Source organism: Pontibacter amylolyticus, assembly GCF_014638845.1.
Taxonomy (GTDB): Bacteria; Bacteroidota; Bacteroidia; order Cytophagales; family Hymenobacteraceae; genus Pontibacter; species Pontibacter amylolyticus.
Window position 1 is genome coordinate 190,380 of sequence record NZ_BMFP01000006.1, and the last position, 18,773, is coordinate 209,152.

Consider the following 18,773-nt stretch of genomic DNA (forward strand, 5'->3'; position numbering starts at 1 on the left):
ATGGCTAAGAGAGATTATTACGAGGTTTTAGGTGTAAGCAAGGGAGCAAGTCCGGAGGAGATAAAGAAGGCTTACCGTAAGCTCGCCATTAAGTTTCACCCCGACAAGAACCCCGACGACCACACGGCGGAGGAAAAGTTTAAGGAGGCGGCTGAAGCTTACGAAGTACTGAGCGACCAGCAGAAGCGCCAGCGCTACGACCAGTTCGGCCATCAGGGTATGAACGGCGGCTTCGGCGGCGGCGGTGGTATGAACATGGAGGATATCTTCTCCCAGTTCGGCGACATTTTCGGTGGCGGCGGTGGCGGCTTCGAGAGCTTCTTTGGCGGCAGCAGCCGTCAGGGTGGCCGACGTACCCGCAAAGGCAGCAACCTGCGCATTAAGCTCAAACTCAACCTTGAGGAAATTGCCAACGGCGTTGAGAAGAAGATAAAAGTAAAACGCTATGTGGCTTGCGGAACTTGCGGCGGCAACGGCGCCAAGAATGGTACCGACATGCAAACCTGCGGCTCTTGCCAGGGCTCAGGTCAGGTGCGCAAGGTGGTGAACACCATGCTGGGCCAGATGGTGAGCACGGCAACCTGCCCTACCTGTAACGGCGAAGGCCGCATCGTGACTAAAAACTGCGAAGCCTGCCACGGCAGCGGACGCGAACTGCAGGAAGAGGTGATCACGATCAACGTGCCGGCTGGCGTAATGGACGGCATGCAGCTGTCGATGAGCGGCAAAGGCAACGTGCCGGAGCGTGGTGGTGTGCCGGGCGATCTGTTGATTCAGATTGAAGAAGAAGAGCACCCAAGCCTGAAGCGCGACGGTAACAACGTGATATTCGACCAGTACATCAGCTTTATTGATGCTGCGCTAGGTTCAGATATTGAAGTACCGACCATCGGTGGCCGCGTGAAGATCACGATCAAGCCGGGCACGCAGAGCGGTGAGATCTTCAGGCTGCGTGGCAAAGGTGTGAAAGACATCAACGGCTATGGCAAAGGCGATCAGCTGATCCACATCAACGTGTGGACGCCGAAAACGCTGAGCAGCGAGGAGCGTGCCGCACTGGAGCGCCTGCGCGATTCCAACAACTTTGCTCCGCACCCCGGCAAGAGTGATAAAGGCTTCTTTGAGAAAGTGAAAGACTATTTCCAGTAAGCCAGTCAATGACTAGATAAAAAAGCCTGCCTTTTCAGTAGAGAAGGCAGGCTTTTGTTTTGTGGGTCAGGTATGCGTAGACATCCTGCACCTTAACCAGAGCGCCCTGTATAACTCTTAGCTAAAATTCATGGTAGGAGGGACTTCTAAAGAGGGGTTACTCGTTTTAAAGTCTATTGTCCTTTGTCAAAATTTCCTTTGTCACAAAAGCAGTACCTTTCAAGTTAACTGATGGGCAGCTGTCCTAAACAACCTGATGCACGTACTTGGTATAGCCTATACCTACGTTAGTCGATTAAGTATAGGGCTTTATTGATATTGCTTGTCACTCAGCCCTAAAAAGGCTATTTTTGAACATACCAAAAGGTTAACCGCATTGAGCATACTTAAAATAGATGGCGTCACCAAGCGCTACGCCAACCACACGGCCCTTGACAACGTGAGCTTTGACATCCCGGCCGGCTGCATTTTCGGCTTACTGGGACCAAACGGGGCAGGCAAAACGTCCCTCATCCGCATCATCACCCAGATAACAGGAGCCGACTCCGGCGAGATATACTTCAAAGGCGAGAAACTTCGGCCATCACATATCAAGGACATGGGGTACCTGCCCGAGGAGCGCGGTCTGTACAAAAAGATGAAGGTAGGGGAGCAATTGCTATACCTTGCCCAGCTCAAAGGCCTGTCCAAAGACGAGGCCACGGCCCGAATCAAAGAATGGGTAGTACGCTTCGAGATCAAGGACTGGATGAACAAGCACATCGAAGACCTTTCGAAGGGGATGCAGCAGAAAGTTCAGTTTATGGCCACCGTGATGCACGAGCCATCGCTGATCATTCTCGACGAGCCTTTTTCCGGCTTCGACCCGATCAACGCTAACCTCATCAAAGACGAGATCCTACGCCTGCGCGACAATGGGGCGACCATCATTTTCTCAACGCACCGCATGGAGTCGGTAGAGGAGCTGTGCGATAACATCGCCCTGATCAACCGCTCCCGCAAGGTGCTCGACGGACCTGTGCGCGAGATCAAGGACACGTACAAGACCGATACCTACCAGGTGATCGGCAACGGGCAGCTGCTCATCACGTCACCAGATTTTGAGGTGCTGGAGCAGCACGAGAATCATGGCGTGTTCCGCGCTTCCATCCGTTTGCTCGATGGCGCTTCGCCAAACGACTTGCTACGTTACCTGATTCAGCGCGTGGAGGTGCACTCGTTTGTAGAGTTGGTGCCGAGTATCAATGACATATTTATCCGAAAAGTAAAAGAAACCTACCATGCATAAGATCTGGCTCATCATACAACGCGAATACCTGACACGCGTGCGGAAGAAAAGCTTTATCATCATGACTTTCCTGACTCCGCTGTTGCTGGCCGCTTTCATGGTTATACCTGCCTGGCTGGCCACCATATCGGACAGCGAGGATGTGGTGATGGTGCTGGACGAAAGCGGGCTCTTCGCCGATAAGCTGGAAAGCAAAGAAGACCTGAAGATCATCCCGATAGCAGCCGGTTCGCTGGAACAGGCCAAAACGGCTTATCAGGAAACGGACTATACTGCCTTGTTGCACATCCCAAAACTCGACCTGGATAACCCGGAAGGTATACGCCTTTACTCCAAGAAGAACACTAGTCTGCAAGTGAAATTCAGGCTGGAGAACATGCTCGAGAAGGAAATTGAGAGTCAGCGTTTTATGGCCTCAGGTATAGACCGCGAGATGCTCAACAAAATGAAAGCCAACGTGACCATGACGACCGTGAATCTGAGCGAGAGCGGCGAACGCGACAGCAACGTTTGGGTGACGTCGGGTGCGGGTATTATCGGGGCGGTGATTATCTATTTCTTCATTTTCCTGTATGGCGTGCAGATCATGCGCGGCGTGATTGAGGAGAAAACCAACCGCATTGTGGAGGTGATGATTTCGTCGGTAAAGCCTTTTCAGCTGATGATGGGCAAGATCGTAGGTATAGCCGGTGTGGGCCTGACGCAGTTTTTGCTTTGGGTGGTGCTGTCGACCATTGTGGTGGGCAGTGTACAGGCGGCTTTTGACATCAAGCCAGCGCCCACACCCATCGAGCAGATGCAGGCCGGACGCGATTTAGCGACTGGCGAAGAGTCTGCTCAGACGCAGGAAGAAAGCCAGGCGAACATGTTGTCGGAAGTGAGCAGCGCCATCTCCAACCTGAATTTCCCGCTCTTGCTGGGCTGTTTCCTGTTTTACTTTTTGGGTGGCTACCTGCTGTACGGCTCCCTCTTCGGGGCCATTGGTGCTGCCGTGGATAACGAGACCGACACGCAGCAGTTCATGTTCCCGATCACGATCCCGTTGATCATCTCATTCATCATGTCCTACACCGTGGTGATACAGAATCCGGATGGGCCTGTAGCGTTCTGGATGTCGATCATTCCGTTTACATCGCCGATCGTGATGATGGTGCGCATCCCTTTCGGCGTACCGGCCAGCGAACTCTTGCTCTCCATGGGACTTCTGATCGTAGGCTTCATCTTCACCACCTGGATCGCTTCCAGAATCTACCGTGTAGGTATACTGATGTACGGCAAGAAGATCAACTACAAGGAGTTGTCAAAGTGGTTATTTTACAGGGTGTAGATGATTTTCTGACAAAGGAATTTTTGACAAAGGACAAAAGACGTATTCCTAACTGCTGCTATGCCGTGTTTTGAACCAGCAGCGACCTTATACTAGTGCACACTAACACATAATTAAAAATAGCTGGTTCTTCGGAGCCAGCTATTTTTTTGTACCTTGATAGAGGAAACTTAATATTTGACAATGAACCAGAAAATAGAAATTCCGCTTAGCAAAGCGAAAATGATGCTCTTCTTGGTAGGAGCCGTCGCCTTCGTTGTTGCAGGAGTTTTCTTTGCAATCGAGCCGGCAAGATTCATATCTCCAATTTTCAGGAGTGAGGAGATTATCCGGATTGCTGGAGTTACTGCTGTGCTATTTTTTGGGTTAGGCGCAGTGTACATCCTTAGAAAATTATTCGATAAGAAGGTAGGGCTGACGATTGATGAAGAAGGTATTACGGATAACTCAAGTGCAGTAAGTGTTGGTTTAATTGAGTGGCAGGATATAACTGGCGTAGAAACACTGGAGATCTCATCGAATATGATAATGCTATTGCATACTAACAATCCTGAGAAATATATGGCGCGCGCTACCAATATGTTCTTCAGGAAAGCAATGCAGGCGAATCACAGGATGTATGGAACACCCTTATCCATTACAGCAAACTCGCTCCAGATTAAATATAAAGAGTTAGAGCGGTTGGTATGTGAAGAATTAGAAAACAAGAAAGTGCTCTAGGCTAGTAAGCCTCATAAGATTCCTGAAAGAACAATCTGTTAAAGTTAATAACGTTACGATGACCCGACTTTCACTTCTCACACTTCTATTTTTTATGTTCACCACAGGTATAGCCACCGCTTCTGACAAAGACAAACTTGCCTATGTGCTTTACAACAGCAAGGGCAAGCAGGTAAAGTATGGGAAAATGCTGGACGACTTGCAGAAGGCCGATGTAGTTCTGTTTGGTGAGCAGCACAACGACCCGATCGCGCACTGGTTGCAACTGGAAGTAGCCAAAGACCTGCACAAAGTGCATCAGCAGCATTTCGCTATCGGTGCCGAAATGTTTGAAGCGGATGTGCAACTGGTACTGAACGAGTACCTGTCAGGACAGGTGGCGGAGAATAACTTTGAGCAGGAGTCGCGGCCCTGGAATAACTACAAAACCGACTACCGCCCGGTGGTGCGTTTTGCCAAGGAGGCGGCTATACCTTTCATCGCGACCAACGTGCCGCGCCGCTATGCCGCCATGGTATCAGCAGGAAGCCTGAAAGCGCTGGAAAATGTGTCGGCAGACGCCAGGCGCTACATCGCGCCACTGCCCGTGCAGGTCGATATGAACTTGCCGGGGTATAAGAACATGCTGGCTATGTTTGGTGGCAGTACCCATGGCAATACCAAAAGCGAAAACATCGTGCAGGCCCAAGCCTTGAAAGACGCGACTATGGCCCACTTCATCCTGCAACAAGTAAGCAGTGGGAAAAAGATGCTACACCTAAACGGCGCTTATCATTCAGACAATTTTGAAGGTATAGGCTGGTACCTGAAGCAAGGCAACCCACAAATTAAAACACTTACGATCACGACCGTACTGCAGGAAGATCTGGACAAACTGACTGAAGAGAACAAGCAGAAAGCGGATTTTATTCTGGTTGTGCCAGCAAGTATGACGAGAACCTATTAAATACAGTCTTATGCTGATAGCTACATTTTCCTGGGTAATTTTCCTTATAGTAGCCTTCGCAGGTATCTGTATTGTAAGTTTTTATTATGCCAAGCCTGTAAGGGAGAAGTATCGGCTTGAGAAAACAACAGTGTGGGTAGGGGGACTATTCTTTATTCTCTTGAGTTTCCTGATCACTTACTCTTCGAGCCTTGCCATTTGGCGCTATTACTCGGATGTGGAGTTTGATCAGGCAAAATGGTGGGCAAACCCTGACAAAAGGTATAGAATGACAGAGGATCTAATAGCCCGTGAACTGCTTATTGGAAAAACCAAACCGGAAGTTGAAAAGTGGCTGGGTGCAACGGGAAGAGAGAACCAAAGAAATGAACGATGGATATATTATACAGGACGGTTGCCTGGCCCCTTTTCATTACAGCCTCACGTAATAGATATTGAATTTAAAGCGGATACAGTGGCGAGCGTTACACAATACGATGACCGCCACTGATTAAAACAACAAAGCCCGACCAATTGGCCGGGCTTTGTCTTTCTACTAAAGAGAAAGAAAGGTGCTTTTTATGCAGAGAACGAGCTTCCGCAGCCGCAGGTACTCTTGGCCTGTGGGTTGCTGAAAACGAAGCCACGCGCGTTCAGGCCGTCCTGGAAATCAACTTCCATACCCAGCACATACATCGCATGCTTCTTATCCATGATCAGGCTCAGGCCATCCAGGTCATAAACCTCGTCGGAGTCCTTCGCTTTGTCGAAGCCCAGCAGGTAAGACATGCCTGAGCAGCCACCGCCTTGCACCCCAATGCGCAGGCCGTATTCTGCAGGTACGTTCTTCTCTTGCATTATATTTCTAACCTCAAGCAGGGCTTTTTCAGTAAGCGCTATCGGTGCAGTTTTTGTTTCAGTTGCCATAGTCTGTTCAAATTTGAAATGGAGCTGCAATTTACGCAATTACTTGCAATTTTGCTGCGGCTCCAGAATGTATTAGCAAAACAGCTATACCTTGAAAATGATTCATGCCAACCTAAATTAATTTTTCCCGATATTTAAGGTTCAAAACAATTGCAAATGGAAGAAGGTACCAATATTATACTTGACATACTGAAGATTTCTATACCTGCCATCCTGGTGGCCGCAGTAGCTTACTCTATCATCAAAAAGCACCTGGAGCGTGACTATAAACTGCGCCTTTTGGAGCTGCGCCAAAAAAACGCTGAGGTGGTAACGCCTATCCGTCTGCAGGCCTACGAGCGCATTGTGCTGTTGCTGGAGCGTATCACGCCAAGTAATCTCTTGCTGCGGGTGGGCGGTGGAGGCCACACAGCCGCCGAATACCACCGCATCCTGCTCACCGAGATCCGAAACGAATTCAACCACAACATGTCGCAGCAGGTATACATGACGGAGCAATCCTGGCAGCAGGTGCGCCATGCCCGCGAGGAAGTCGTGAACCTGATCAACAAATCCTACCAAAGTCTGGACGAGAAGGCGAAAGGTACCGAACTTGCCAAGCGCATTCTGGAAAACGTCCTCAACAACGAGATCGACCCGACCGCCAGAGCCATCAGCTTCCTGAAGCAGGAGATCGGGCAGGTCTTCTAAGTTAAAAAGGTAGAAAGTTTAGGAGTTAGAAAGTTGAGATGTGAAGACTGGGAACTCTAACGTCGTAATGCCATACAGATTCCACGCTCTTTCGGACTTCCATGTCTGAAAGCCACCTGTTGGGGATGTCCACATCCCCGTATGCCGCTCTTGTTTTCAAGCATAGGGGACAAGGATGTCCCCGGCAGAAATACTTTCGGACACGGATGTCCGAAAGAGCGCGGAAATCTACTCTCGGGGATTAGGAAATCCCCGAGAGTTTGCTTCGGGATTGATAAATCCCGAAGAGCCTTGTAGCAGAGCATTTTCCGAACGTAACTACCTGTAGGGACAGGTCGCGACCTGTCCGAATCGTGCACCGCTATACTTCTCTGAATCACATACCTGATTAAACCATATACCGGAATCCTCCTTTAATACACACTCTATACCTATGCAAGCATGTATCCTATACCTGGCTGGAATGTGTACGGCAGGTATACCTATAACCCATTGCTTGTTGCGCACAATCAGCTATACCTGAAACCGTGCCTTAATACAAAATCCGGAACTTGATCGTAGCCGGTACCTGCTTCATCTCTTCGATCACTTTCTTGTCATACAGCTTGTCGATGTCGGTAATCACGTAACCGATCTGTTCGTTTGTTTTCAGGTACTGGCCCAGGATATTGACCTGGTTTCCAGCCAGCACACTGTTGATATTGGCGAGTACGCCTGGCACGTTCTGGTGGATGTGGATCAGGCGATGTGCGTTTTTAAGCTCCGGAAGCTGGATATTCGGGAAGTTGACACTCTGGTAGCTGTTGCCGGTGTTGATGTACTCCATGATGCGGCTCGGCACGAAGGTGCCGATGTTTTCCTGCGCTTCCATGGTGCTGCCACCGATGTGTGGGGTCAGGATGACGTTGGGCAAACCGCGTAGTTCGTTTACAAACTCCTCGTCGTTTGTGGCGGGCTCATAAGGGAACACATCTACCGCGGCGCCATGCACCTTGCCTGATTTAATGGCTTCAACCAGTGCCGGCAGGTCCACGATATGGCCACGGCTCAGGTTCAGAAAGATGGCACCGTCTTTCATGGCGGCAAACTCTTTTTCGCCGAACATGCCTTCATTGCTGGTCCGACCGTCCACGTGCAGACTCACAATATCCGATATTTCGAGTAACTGTCTCAGCGTCTCGCATTTGCGGGTATTGCCGAGTTGCAGGCGCTCGATCACATCATAGTAGTACACGTCCATCCCCAGAGCCTCAGCCAATACCGACAGCTGCGCCCCAATGCTGCCGTAGCCCACTATACCTAGCTTTTTGTCGCGCACTTCCACACTACCTGTGGCCGACTTATCCCAGATGCCTTGGTGCATTTTAGTGCTTTTGTCCACCACGTTGCGGCAGAGCATGATGATCTCACCAATAGCCAGTTCCACCACGCTGCGGGTATTGCTGTAAGGGGCGTTGAACACCGCCACACCGGCGTCAAGGCAGCTCGTAAGGTCGATCTGGTTGATGCCGATGCAGAAAGCGCCGATGCACATCAGTTTGTTGGCATGCTCAAGCACCCGCTTCGTAACCTGTGTTTTAGAGCGTATACCCAGCACCGATACGTTTTTGATCCGCTCGCACAACTCGTCTTCGCTCAAAGCGCCTGATACGGTTTCGATCTGGTAACCTTCACGTTTGAACAACTCGACAGCTTTCGGGTGTACGTTCTCCAACAGCAACACTTTGATACGATTTTTGGGGTAGGAGATAGCCATCGGCAGTTTGTGCTGGTACAGAAACTCGTCCAGACTCGGGGCCACGTTGTCGGCTTTGGCTACTACGTTGTCCCGCACCACGTTTTCGGTGAAGGCGTAGAATTTATTGGCCAGTCCCGCCTCCTTAATCTCGTAGTCGGTATACCCATCGCCCAGCACGTACACATCGCCTTCCAGTGCCAGCTCTTCGAGTAGCTTTATCTTCCCCCGGTCCAAGCTCAACAGATTCTCTTCATCAAAACCGATGATATTGCCCTGCTCGTCAAACTTAAAAGTATTGGCGTAGATATTCTCCTCCTTGATGCCATACTCCGTTACAATAGGCGTAATAAACTCCTTGAACCCGCTTGACACGATCAGGATGTTGTCGGCGTAGGCCTGAAAGAAATCTTTGTTGCGTCTGATGGAGTCCGACACCCTGTTCTGCAAAAGCTGGATCAGCGGCTTCAGGTGGCGCCGGTTTGCCTTGAGCAAGGCCAATCGTTTGGACAGTCCCTCGGTAAAAGAGCTCTTTCCTTCCATGGCACCATTAGTCAAGTCACGGATTTGCTGCAGGATCTCTGCCTTGTTTTCTTCGCCTTCTAGTGTGATCTCGCCCAGTTCGTCCAGCGCCTCAACCTGTGTAAACGTGCTGTCGAAGTCAATGATGTAGTATTGGTCTTTTGCCATAGTTTGGTAGGTGATAAGGTATAGTAGTACTTCCTAGGGTTTGTCGCTTTTGTCATTCCTTGTGCGCTTCGCCCTCGCTCGCCTCTGTCGAGTGTGAGGTATTCGGTGACCTCCCGCCACTTGTGCACGATTCGAACAGGTCGCGACCTGTCCCTACAAGTGTTCATGTTTCCTAAAAGGCTCTTCAAAAAGCTCTTCCGGATTTCTCAATCCCCAAGCTTTGTCGAGGGGGCCTACCCCCACTGTGGGGATTTCCGAATCCCTGTGTCCCGCTTACTGCGGATTACAAATCTGCAACAGGTAGATTTCGGATTGAGAAATACGAAATAGCATGCAGTTCAGTGCCAGTGCATAAACACTAGCGGCCAGAGTCCGCCCGATAGCTCACACTCGACAGAGGCGAGCGAGGGCGATGTTCTCTCCTTCCGTCGAGACGACAAAGAACCAGTATGAGTTGACACACTAAAGTAAATATAGGACATAAAAAAATCCGGCAACAGGTATAGCGGCCGGATTTTTAGTCTTTATTTCAGAATTACAGCGGATTACTGGTTTCAGCCAATTGTGCGTCGATGATGCGTTGGTAGAATTGCTCGTAGAGCGGCACAATCGTGTTAATGTCAAAGTCGTGGGCACGGGCCAGGGCATTTGCCTTGAAAGTGGGCAGGTGGGCATCGTCGAGGATGTAGAGGGCGTTTTTGACCATGTCGCTCACATCGCCTACTTCGCTCACAAAACCGGTAATGCCGTGTATGTTCAGCTCAGGTATACCGCCCGCGTTGGTCGAGATAACGGGTACCTCGCAGGCCATCGCCTCGAGTGCGGCCAAACCAAAGCTCTCTTTCTCGGACGGCATCAGGAACAGGTCCGCAATGGAAAGCACTTCTTCCACCGCCTCCAGCTTGCCCAGGAACCGCACATCGTTGTAGATGTTCAGGTCGCGGCACAGCTTTTCCATTTTAGGGCGCTCAGGTCCGTCGCCCACCATCAACAGCTTGGACGGCATCTGCTCACGCACCTTGGCAAAGATATGGATCACGTCCTCCACGCGTTTCACGCCCCGGAAGTTAGAAGTGTGCACCAGCAGTTTTTCGTTGTTCGGACTGATCGCCGCTCTGAAATGATCTTTCTTCTGGCGCTTGAACTTGTTCAGGTCGATGAAGTTGGGGATTACCTCGATCTCTTTTTCAATCTGGAAGAACTCGTAAGTCTCAGTGCGCAGACTCTCCGACACGGCCGTTACGCCATCCGACTGGTTGATGCTGAACGTGACCACCGGCTCAAAAGAGGCGTCTTTGCCAACCAGCGTAATGTCCGTGCCGTGCAGCGTCGTGATGACAGGTATATGGATGCCTTTGGTGCGCAGGATCTGTTTGGCCATGTAAGCCGCCGAAGCGTGCGGTATGGCATAGTGCACGTGCAGCAAGTCCAGCTTCTCAAAGCGGGCGATGTCTACCATCTTGCTGGCCAGCGCCAGCTCGTAAGGCGGATACTGGAACAGTGGGTAATTAGGGATGTATACTTCGTGGTAGAACAGGTTTTCGTTAAAAAAGTCGAGGCGGGCCGGTTGGCTATAGGTGATAAAGTGTACCTGATGCCCGTTGAGCGCCAGCGCCTTGCCGAGTTCGGTAGCGACAACGCCGCTTCCCCCGAAGGTAGGGTAACAAACTATTCCGATTTTCATGGTTTTGTGCTGTGGAAACAACAAATGCAGCCCCACGCGGAGCTGCATTTGTCAACAATCCATTCTATGTTAAGTTTTAGGAACAATCGATTTATAAATCACATCGTGTATACGGGTGCGGATGTTATACTTCACCAGTTTGGAGTTGCCGGCATCCGGGTATACCCTGTTACTCAGGAAGATGTAGATCAGTTGATTCTCCGGGTCAACCCAGGCGCCTGTACCGGTAAAGCCGGTGTGGCCAAACGTTGACTTCGAGGCCAGGTTCGAGGTCGGGCCGTTGCCGTCGGGGTCGGGTTTGTCCCAGCCCAGGCCGCGGCGGCTGGTGGTGGACTGGCGCTTCGAAAACTCCGTCACCACCGGGGTGTTGTAGAACTTGTGCCCGCCGTAGTTGCCGTTCTGCAGGTTCATCTGCAAGAGCACGGCCAGGTCGTTGGCATTGGAGAACAAGCCCGCATGGCCGCCCACACCGCCCATCATGGCAGCGCCCTGGTCATGCACCGTTCCCCAGATCAGGTTCTTGCGGAAGTAATTGTCATCCTCGGTCGGTACGATTACATCGCGCGAGTGCTTCAGAAGTGGGTTATAGGTCATCGTGCTCAAGCCGAGCGGACCGTAGAAGTTCTGATCCATGAACTCGTTCAGCGGCTGGTTCAGCATGCGCTCCGACATACGCTTCAGGATGTAGAAGCCCAGGTCGCTGTACTGGTACTCGTAGGTCTTGGCGGCTTTCGGCTTTGTCAGCAACGGTGAGCGCACGGTCCAGGCCCACAGCGAGTCTTCCATCGATTTGATGGAGTAGATGCCAGGCACCACTTCGTTCGGGAACACGTCGTTCTGGGCGCTGGCGTAGAAGGTCTGGTTCAGCTGCAGCTTGTCCAGTGTTTTCTGCCAGTGCGGTATACCTGCGCGCAAACCCGACTGGTGGGCCAGCACGTCACGGATCACCAGGTTGGCCTTGTTGGTGCCTTTCAGTTCCGGCAGGTAGGTGGCAACTTTCTCGTCGAGATTGATCTTTCCCTGGTCTTTCAGGAACATCACGGCCTGCAGTGTTGCCGCCACTTTGGTGATGGACGCGATGTCATATACCGTGTTGTTGGTCACCGGCTTTTTCTTGTCGTAGGTATAGTGGCCGTACGATTTGTTGAAGATCACGGTGCCGTTCTTCACCACGAGCACCTGCGCACCCGGCGTGGCAGCGTAGGCAATGGCTTCGGTGGCAATGTTGTCGATCTGGGCCAGCGTCCTGGAATCCATCCCCACGCTCTCCGGCGTGCCATACTTCAGACGGCCGAGATTAGGGGTAGCTATACCTGTGCCCGCCTTCAGCGTAGCCGAGGCGGTGATGGGCAATTTGCCTTTCGCGGCACGGGCACCAAAAAGCACCTGCGGCACCAGCGATTGCGATATCGGGTTGTCTTCGTAGCCTGCCACCAGCCAATCGCTCTTGTCAAAGTACTTCAGACTGTAGGCATTGCCAAATACGGCTACCACCACTTTCTTGTCCGTGCGCTCCTGCAGGTACTTGATGAAAGCACGTGTGCCCAGGCCAATGCCGAAATCCCGAAATGGCGTGTTGTTCATACCGTGCACGCTTACCACGATCACATCATGGTCCTGCAGTTTTGCTATAAGTTTGGTAAAAGCCGTGTCTGGTGCAAAGCGGTCTTTGATGTTAAACCTGGTTACTGGCGCGTAGTTGCCCAGTGTTTGCTGGAAGATGTTGTTAGGGCCTGTGCCAATGGTTATGGATGCAATGCTCAGTGTATCCAGGTTGCGGAAAGGAATGAGGTTGCCTTTGTTGCGGGCCACGGTCACGGCATGCTCGTAAAGTTGCTCCTGCACCACATTGCTCAGCGGACGATCTACGTCCTGCTGCAGATTGGTCAGCGATACCGGCTTGTAGTTGTTCAGGCCAGCCCAGTACTTGGCGTGCAGGATCTTGCGCACACGCTGGTCAATGTCTTCCTGTTTGAGTTGCTTGTTGGCGATGGCCTCGTTGATCTTGCGCACAGCGGTTGGCACGTCCTCCGGGAACAACAGGACGTCGTTACCAGCCAGCAGGGCTTTCAAATCCACTTCGCCGGGCTTGTAGAAGCTGCTCACGCCTTTCATGTTCAGGGCGTCGGTAAACACCAGGCCCTTGTACTTCATCTTTTCTTTCAGAAGTCCTGTTACGATCGGCTTAGAGAGCGTGGCCGCCTGGTTTTTAGTAGAGTCGATCTTGGGCATGTGCAGGTGCGCCACCATCACGCCCATCACGCCGGCCTCAAACGACTTATGGAAAGGGTATAGCTCCACCTCCGAGAGGCGCTTCATGTCATGGTTCACCACCGGAAGGGTCAGGTGAGAGTCGGTGTCGGTGTCGCCGTGGCCGGGGAAGTGCTTGGCAACGGCAATTACGCCGTGGTCCTGTAGACCTTTAATATACGCTACGCCGCGTCGGGCCACTTCTTCTTTGGTCTCGCCGAAGGAGCGGTTGCCGATCACCGGGTTGGCCGGGTTCACGTTCACGTCCAGCACAGGCGAAAAGCTCACGTGCACGCCCATGCGCTTCATTTTAAGCGCAATTTCGCGGCCCATCAGGTATACGTACTTGTCGTCGTTGAGGGCCCCCAGCGTCATTTGCTTGGCGAAGTGCATGCTGCTGTCGAGGCGCATGTTCAGACCCCACTCGGCGTCCAGCGCGATCAGCATCGGTACGCGGGCCTTGCTCTGGAAACGGTTGGTGAGCTGGGCCTGCCGCACCGGGCCACCCTGCATGAACATGATGCCGCCGATACCGTAGCGGCTCACCAGCGTGTCGATTGACTGGAAGTGTTTTTCGTTTTTGTTGGAGTAGGCGGCCACCATAAAGAGCTGGCCCAGACGCTGATTGGGAGTCATAGACGTAAAGACACTGTCTACCCAACTTTGCTCTTTTGAGGCCACAATGATGCTGTCTGACGGTGTCAGTGACATCAGCGGTCCCATTCCGAGAAAGATAAGTATAAGTAACCCTAAGCTAAAACTCTTCAACATCCTGTACTAGTATTATATATTGGAACAAGTCGAAATTACCCCTATTTTTGCAGAAGGCGGCTCAAAAAAACGAGAAAAATTATTTCTGGTCTTTTTTGCCTCCCTAAGGCGGTATGGCGGATGGTGCTTGCAAGTTGCTAACGCCTCAAGAGACACAAGTCATATAGCTTCTCTTGTTAAGATCAGAATCCGGATGAACTCTAATTTCCGGGCATATTTTGCAACCGGTCTGTAAATTAGTAATAAATTTCATTCCGAATAAGTTCTGTTTTGACAAAATAGTATATTCAAAAACCCGGCCGATTTCCGAAATTGGGTGCTTTGAAGGGAAGATACCACCAAATTGAATTTGAAATAGCGGATGTCCGATATTATACACTTATTGCCCGATTACCTTGCCAATCAGATAGCTGCAGGCGAAGTAGTGCAGCGGCCTTCGTCGGTGGTGAAGGAGTTGCTCGAGAATGCCATTGACGCTCGCGCCACGAGCGTGCAACTTATTGTGAAGGATGCTGGCAAGCAACTGGTGCAGGTAGTGGACAACGGGATCGGTATGTCGGAAACCGACGCCCGCATGTGTTTCGAGCGACACGCTACCTCCAAAATCAAGTCTACCGAAGACCTCTTCCGGATCCGCACCATGGGCTTCCGGGGCGAGGCCATGGCCTCGATCGGGGCGGTGGCGCAGGTAGAGCTCAAAACCAAGCCGCACGGCGCCGAAACCGGTACCCGCCTGTTGGTGGAAGGCTCGACGGTGGCCGCGCAGGAACCGGCCGCCGTAGCTGCCGGATCATCCATCGCCGTCAAAAACCTCTTTTATAACGTACCCGCCCGCCGCAACTTCCTGAAGACGAACGCGGTGGAAATGCGTCATATCCTCGACGAGTTTCAGCGGGTGGCTCTGGCTTACCCGGAAGTGGCCTTCACACTGCACCACAACGACGTCGAGATATTCAGTTTGCCGGCCGGTAAGCTGAGTCAGCGCATTGTGGGCGTGTTCGGCAACAACTATAAGGAGCAGATGGCCGGCTGTGAGGAAGAAACACCCTTTATGAGCGTGCGCGGCTACATCGGCAAGCCCGAGTTTGCCAAGAAGACCCGCGGTGAGCAATTCTTCTTTGTGAACAACCGTTTTATCAAAAGCGGCTACCTCAACCATGCCGTGATGACGGCCTATGAGGGACTCCTGCCAAAAGACAGCCACCCGTTCTATGTGCTCTTCATCGACATTGAGCCCGAGCGGATCGACATCAACGTGCACCCGACCAAGACCGAGATCAAGTTCGAGGACGAAAAGACAGTATACGCCATCGTACATGCCGCTGTGAGAAAATCGCTGGGGACGCACAACATCGCCCCTTCGCTCGATTTTCAGAGTGACGTGAACTTTGCGCCGCTGCAGCCTATCCGAATGCAGCATGGGGGAGAGGGCTTTGAGAAAGAAGGTACCTTTCCGGGCTTTAAAGTACCGTCCTCGCCTAAAAAAGCGAGCGTTAACGGCTGGGAGCAATTGTACGAACCTTTGCGCAATGTGGAGGCGGTGGAACAGCAGGAGGAGCGGATCACGTCCCCATCGGGTATGGGACTGCTCGACGACACGTTCGCTACGCCCATGACCACGTCCAGCAAAACTTTGCAGGTGCATCACAAGTACTTGTTGGTGCAGGTGAAGTCAGGCGTGATGATCATCGACCAGCAGGCGGCGCAGGAGCGGATTCTTTTTGAAAAATACATGGCCTCGCTGCAGAAAAAGATGGTGACCTCGCAGGCCTTGCTTTTCCCGCAGACCATCGAGCTGTCGCCCGCTGATTCGGCTTTGGTGAAAGAGTTGCGGGCAGAGTTTCAGGAGCTGGGTTTCCAGTTTGAGGACTTCGGCGGCAACACCATCATCCTGAACGCTATACCTGCCGATGTGCAGGCGGCCAATGAAAAAGAGCTGCTCGAGGAACTGATCGAGCAATACAAAAACAATCTGGCCACGCTCAAGTTGGATAAACGGGAGAACCTGGCTCGGGCCATGGCCAAGCGACTGGCTTCCAAGGTACAGCCGCGCATGTCGGAGCTCGAAATGAACTCGCTTGTAGACAAGCTGTTTGGCTGCGAAGTACCCAACTATACCCCTGGCGGACAGAAGACGCTGGTCATCATGGAGCTCGGTCAGCTGCATGACCTTTTCCAGAAGGGGTGATTTGAATTGTTAAATGGTTGCTTGTTAAATTGTTGATTTTGACTTGAGCTATTAATAACCTCAGGTATAGCCAACAGGTATAGCAAGCAACGCGAGAAAAAGAAGATAAGATGTTCAATATAACCCCCATGGTCAGGAACCTCCTGATCATCAACGTGGTGGTGTTCATACTGCAGGCAAATGGTGTGTTCGACTACCGGTCATTTGCACTGCACCACTTCGGCTCCGACTATTTCCAGCCGGTCCAGATATTCACGCACATGTTCCTGCATGGCGGGTGGGCGCATTTGTTCAGCAACATGTTCAGCTTGTTCATCTTCGGGCCCTTGTTGGAGCGGTTCTGGGGTTCGCAGCGCTTTCTCAGCTTTTACCTGATCACCGGTCTGGGCGCCAGCATGCTCTACTCCGGCGTGCGGGCATATGAACTCAACACGATTGAAAACGAGGCGGTGCAGTACATCGAGAACCCCACGCCGGCGGGCTTCTATAATTTTATGGAATCGCATTACGCGGGTGGATACGAGAAACGCTTTGCGATCGAGTACCAGCGCAACCCGGATAACGAAGGGTACATCACCGAAAGTAAAAAAGCCGTTACGGCTGTCTTCAACCAGGCGTTCAACATGCCGATGCTGGGTGCGTCGGGGGCGGTGTTCGGGATCCTGATGGCCTTTGGTATGCTCTTTCCGAATCTGGAGCTTTTCCTGCTCTTCCTGCCCATCCCCATCAAAGCCAAGTATTTTGTGCTCTTCTATGGGGCGTATGAGCTGTATGCAGGCTTTAACAGGGTGCCAGGCGATAACGTAGCGCACTTTGCACACCTCGGTGGTATGCTGTTTGCGTACATTCTTATTAAAATGTGGCAACGCAACGATTATCAGGATACGTAATAGTAAGAACAATAAGTATAAGCTAGCAAGGCGCAAAAGCCTTTCCGCTCTTTTCAGCTAACAGGTATAATGAGCATCATCCAAGACATAAAAGACTCTTTCCGGCAGCAAAACAATACCCTGAAGCAACTGATTCTGATCAACGTCATCGTTTTTGTGACGTTGATCGTGCTTCGTACGGTGCTGTACCTGACCAGTAGCAGCTGGGCCTACACGGGGCTGATGCGCTTTATTGCATTGCCCTCTGACCCGCTCGTTTTCATTACCCGTCCCTGGACGATCATTTCCTATTTCTTTACACACGAAGGTTTCCTCCACATCATCTTCAACATGCTCAACCTTTACTGGTTCGGGCAGCTGATCAGGGAGTATCTGGGTGAGAAGAAATTGCTGAGCCTCTACATATTGGGAGGTATAGCCGGTGGTATACTTTATATACTGAGCTACAACCTGATCCCGTACTTTGCCGACCGTGCCGCCTACGCCGTGATGATTGGTGCTTCGGCCAGTGTGCTGGCAGTGGTCGTAGCTTCCGCCACGCTGATTCCGAACTATACCTTTAACCTGATCCTGATCGGTCCGGTTCGGATCAAGTACATCGCGGCTTTTCTGGTGATCCTGTCTATTTCCGGCGCTGTGGGCGATAATGCCGGTGGTAACATTGCCCACTTGGGTGGTGCCCTGTTTGGCTGGCTTTTCGTGAAGCAACTGCAGCGCGGCCGCGATATGGGACGCCCCTTGCACAGCACGATGGACTTTTTCACCAACTTGTTCAAGCGCCGTCCGAAGCTGAAAGTAACGCACCGGCAGAAAGCCACTGTTGGGAATGATTCACGCCCTTCCTCTAGCTACCATACAGGGTATGCCGGTAAACCAAGCCAAATGGAGATCGACCTGATTCTGGACAAGATTTCGGTGTCGGGTTACGAAAGCCTTTCCAAAGAAGAGAAGCAGAAGCTGTTTCAGGCGAGTCAGAAGGATTAGGCAGTTTTCGCTTAACCAGCTGGGCTTCTTGCTATGGTGCGAGCCTCCTCGCTCGTGTCTACTATGGTGGGGCCGCTGGCACAGGTATAGGTATAGCCTGCTTTGCACTGTGGCTACTGCCTTTTGCAGGTATAGCTACCTTTGTTTCATAGCTTGCCCTGGCCGGGCGGGCCCTACTTTTTGTCTTGACACAAAAAGTAGGCAAAAAAGTCAAGACGCTCCAAACTCGCTGAACGCTCAAACAGTGGAGCGCCATAAAGTGCACCTGGAACAGCTGTCTGCTTCGTAGTGAGTGTGCGAGTTATCCTTTCTATACTTGCCAATGGTCTTTTTCAGATGCCATAGAGCTTATACCTGTGAGTTGGCAACTACAGACTCCCCGCCTTGGATAAGGAGGGGCTGGGGTGGTTCGACCCGGTATATCAAAAGGACTACTGAAACTACTACGATTATACCTTCGAAAGGCAATAACCTAATTCCCCTCTCGGGAGGGGCGGGGGATGACAATCGTGCAAGAGAATCCTGTTAATCCGTGGGGGTAGGGGCCCTCTTAAA

At 51.6% G+C, this 18,773-nt stretch carries 14 protein-coding genes; 10 read left to right on the top strand and 4 right to left on the bottom strand.

What is annotated here, in order from left to right; translation table 11 throughout:
- From dnaJ to IEV97_RS15995, 6 genes are all read left to right on the top strand, one after another.
- On the top strand, positions 1–1,149 hold the full coding sequence (dnaJ, locus tag IEV97_RS15970; protein ID WP_188502497.1) for a molecular chaperone DnaJ: 1,149 nt from the start codon (positions 1–3) through the stop codon (positions 1,147–1,149).
- A 376-nt stretch (positions 1,150–1,525) separates the two neighbouring features.
- Complete coding sequence (locus IEV97_RS15975) at positions 1,526–2,437, top strand: ABC transporter ATP-binding protein (protein WP_188502498.1); 912 nt, start codon at positions 1,526–1,528, stop codon at positions 2,435–2,437.
- The gene (locus IEV97_RS15980; protein WP_188502499.1) at positions 2,430–3,764 is read left to right on the top strand and encodes an ABC transporter permease; all 1,335 of its coding nucleotides are present in this window, start codon (positions 2,430–2,432) and stop codon (positions 3,762–3,764) included. Before IEV97_RS15975 ends, IEV97_RS15980 begins: the two co-directional genes overlap by 8 nt.
- A 183-nt stretch (positions 3,765–3,947) precedes the next feature.
- Positions 3,948–4,484, top strand: a complete 537-nt coding sequence (locus tag IEV97_RS15985) for an STM3941 family protein (RefSeq protein WP_188502500.1) — start codon at positions 3,948–3,950, stop codon at positions 4,482–4,484.
- A gap of 58 nt (positions 4,485–4,542) precedes the next feature.
- On the top strand, positions 4,543–5,430 hold the full coding sequence (locus tag IEV97_RS15990; RefSeq protein ID WP_188502501.1) for a ChaN family lipoprotein: 888 nt from the start codon (positions 4,543–4,545) through the stop codon (positions 5,428–5,430).
- A gap of 10 nt (positions 5,431–5,440) precedes the next feature.
- Positions 5,441–5,920 carry a hypothetical protein gene (locus IEV97_RS15995; protein WP_188502502.1) on the top strand — a complete coding sequence of 160 codons (480 nt, stop codon included), beginning with the start codon at positions 5,441–5,443 and terminating at the stop codon, positions 5,918–5,920.
- Positions 5,921–5,988: 68 nt separating this feature from the next.
- Here the strand turns inward: IEV97_RS15995 and IEV97_RS16000 are convergent, their stop codons facing one another.
- Positions 5,989–6,336: a HesB/IscA family protein gene (locus tag IEV97_RS16000; protein ID WP_188502503.1), complete on the bottom strand. Its 348-nt coding sequence runs from the start codon at positions 6,334–6,336 to the stop codon at positions 5,989–5,991.
- A gap of 156 nt (positions 6,337–6,492) precedes the next feature.
- Here IEV97_RS16000 and IEV97_RS16005 point away from each other — a divergent pair, with 156 nt between their 5' ends.
- Positions 6,493–7,026 carry a DUF7935 family protein gene (locus tag IEV97_RS16005; protein WP_188502504.1) on the top strand — a complete coding sequence of 178 codons (534 nt, stop codon included), beginning with the start codon at positions 6,493–6,495 and terminating at the stop codon, positions 7,024–7,026.
- Between the two features lie 532 nt (positions 7,027–7,558).
- Here IEV97_RS16005 and serA read toward each other — a convergent pair.
- The 3 genes from serA to IEV97_RS16020 form a co-directional block, all read right to left on the bottom strand.
- Entirely contained in the window at positions 7,559–9,451 is a 1,893-nt protein-coding gene (gene serA, locus IEV97_RS16010) for a phosphoglycerate dehydrogenase (protein WP_188502505.1), read from the bottom strand.
- Positions 9,452–9,986: 535 nt separating this feature from the next.
- Positions 9,987–11,135, bottom strand: a complete 1,149-nt coding sequence (bshA, locus tag IEV97_RS16015) for an N-acetyl-alpha-D-glucosaminyl L-malate synthase BshA (protein WP_188502506.1) — start codon at positions 11,133–11,135, stop codon at positions 9,987–9,989.
- 69 nt (positions 11,136–11,204) lie between these two features.
- The gene (locus IEV97_RS16020) at positions 11,205–14,096 is read right to left on the bottom strand and encodes a serine hydrolase domain-containing protein (protein WP_229733982.1); all 2,892 of its coding nucleotides are present in this window, start codon (positions 14,094–14,096) and stop codon (positions 11,205–11,207) included.
- A 421-nt stretch (positions 14,097–14,517) separates the two neighbouring features.
- Here IEV97_RS16020 and mutL point away from each other — a divergent pair, with 421 nt between their 5' ends.
- From mutL to IEV97_RS16035, 3 genes are all read left to right on the top strand, one after another.
- Complete coding sequence (gene mutL, locus IEV97_RS16025; protein ID WP_188502508.1) at positions 14,518–16,344, top strand: DNA mismatch repair endonuclease MutL; 1,827 nt, start codon at positions 14,518–14,520, stop codon at positions 16,342–16,344.
- Positions 16,345–16,472: 128 nt separating this feature from the next.
- A complete protein-coding gene (locus tag IEV97_RS16030) occupies positions 16,473–17,234 on the top strand; it encodes a rhomboid family intramembrane serine protease (RefSeq protein ID WP_373283836.1) in 762 nt (253 codons plus the stop codon).
- A 69-nt stretch (positions 17,235–17,303) separates the two neighbouring features.
- A complete protein-coding gene (locus IEV97_RS16035) occupies positions 17,304–18,218 on the top strand; it encodes a rhomboid family intramembrane serine protease (RefSeq protein WP_188502510.1) in 915 nt (304 codons plus the stop codon).
- The last annotated feature ends 555 nt before the right edge of the window (positions 18,219–18,773 follow it).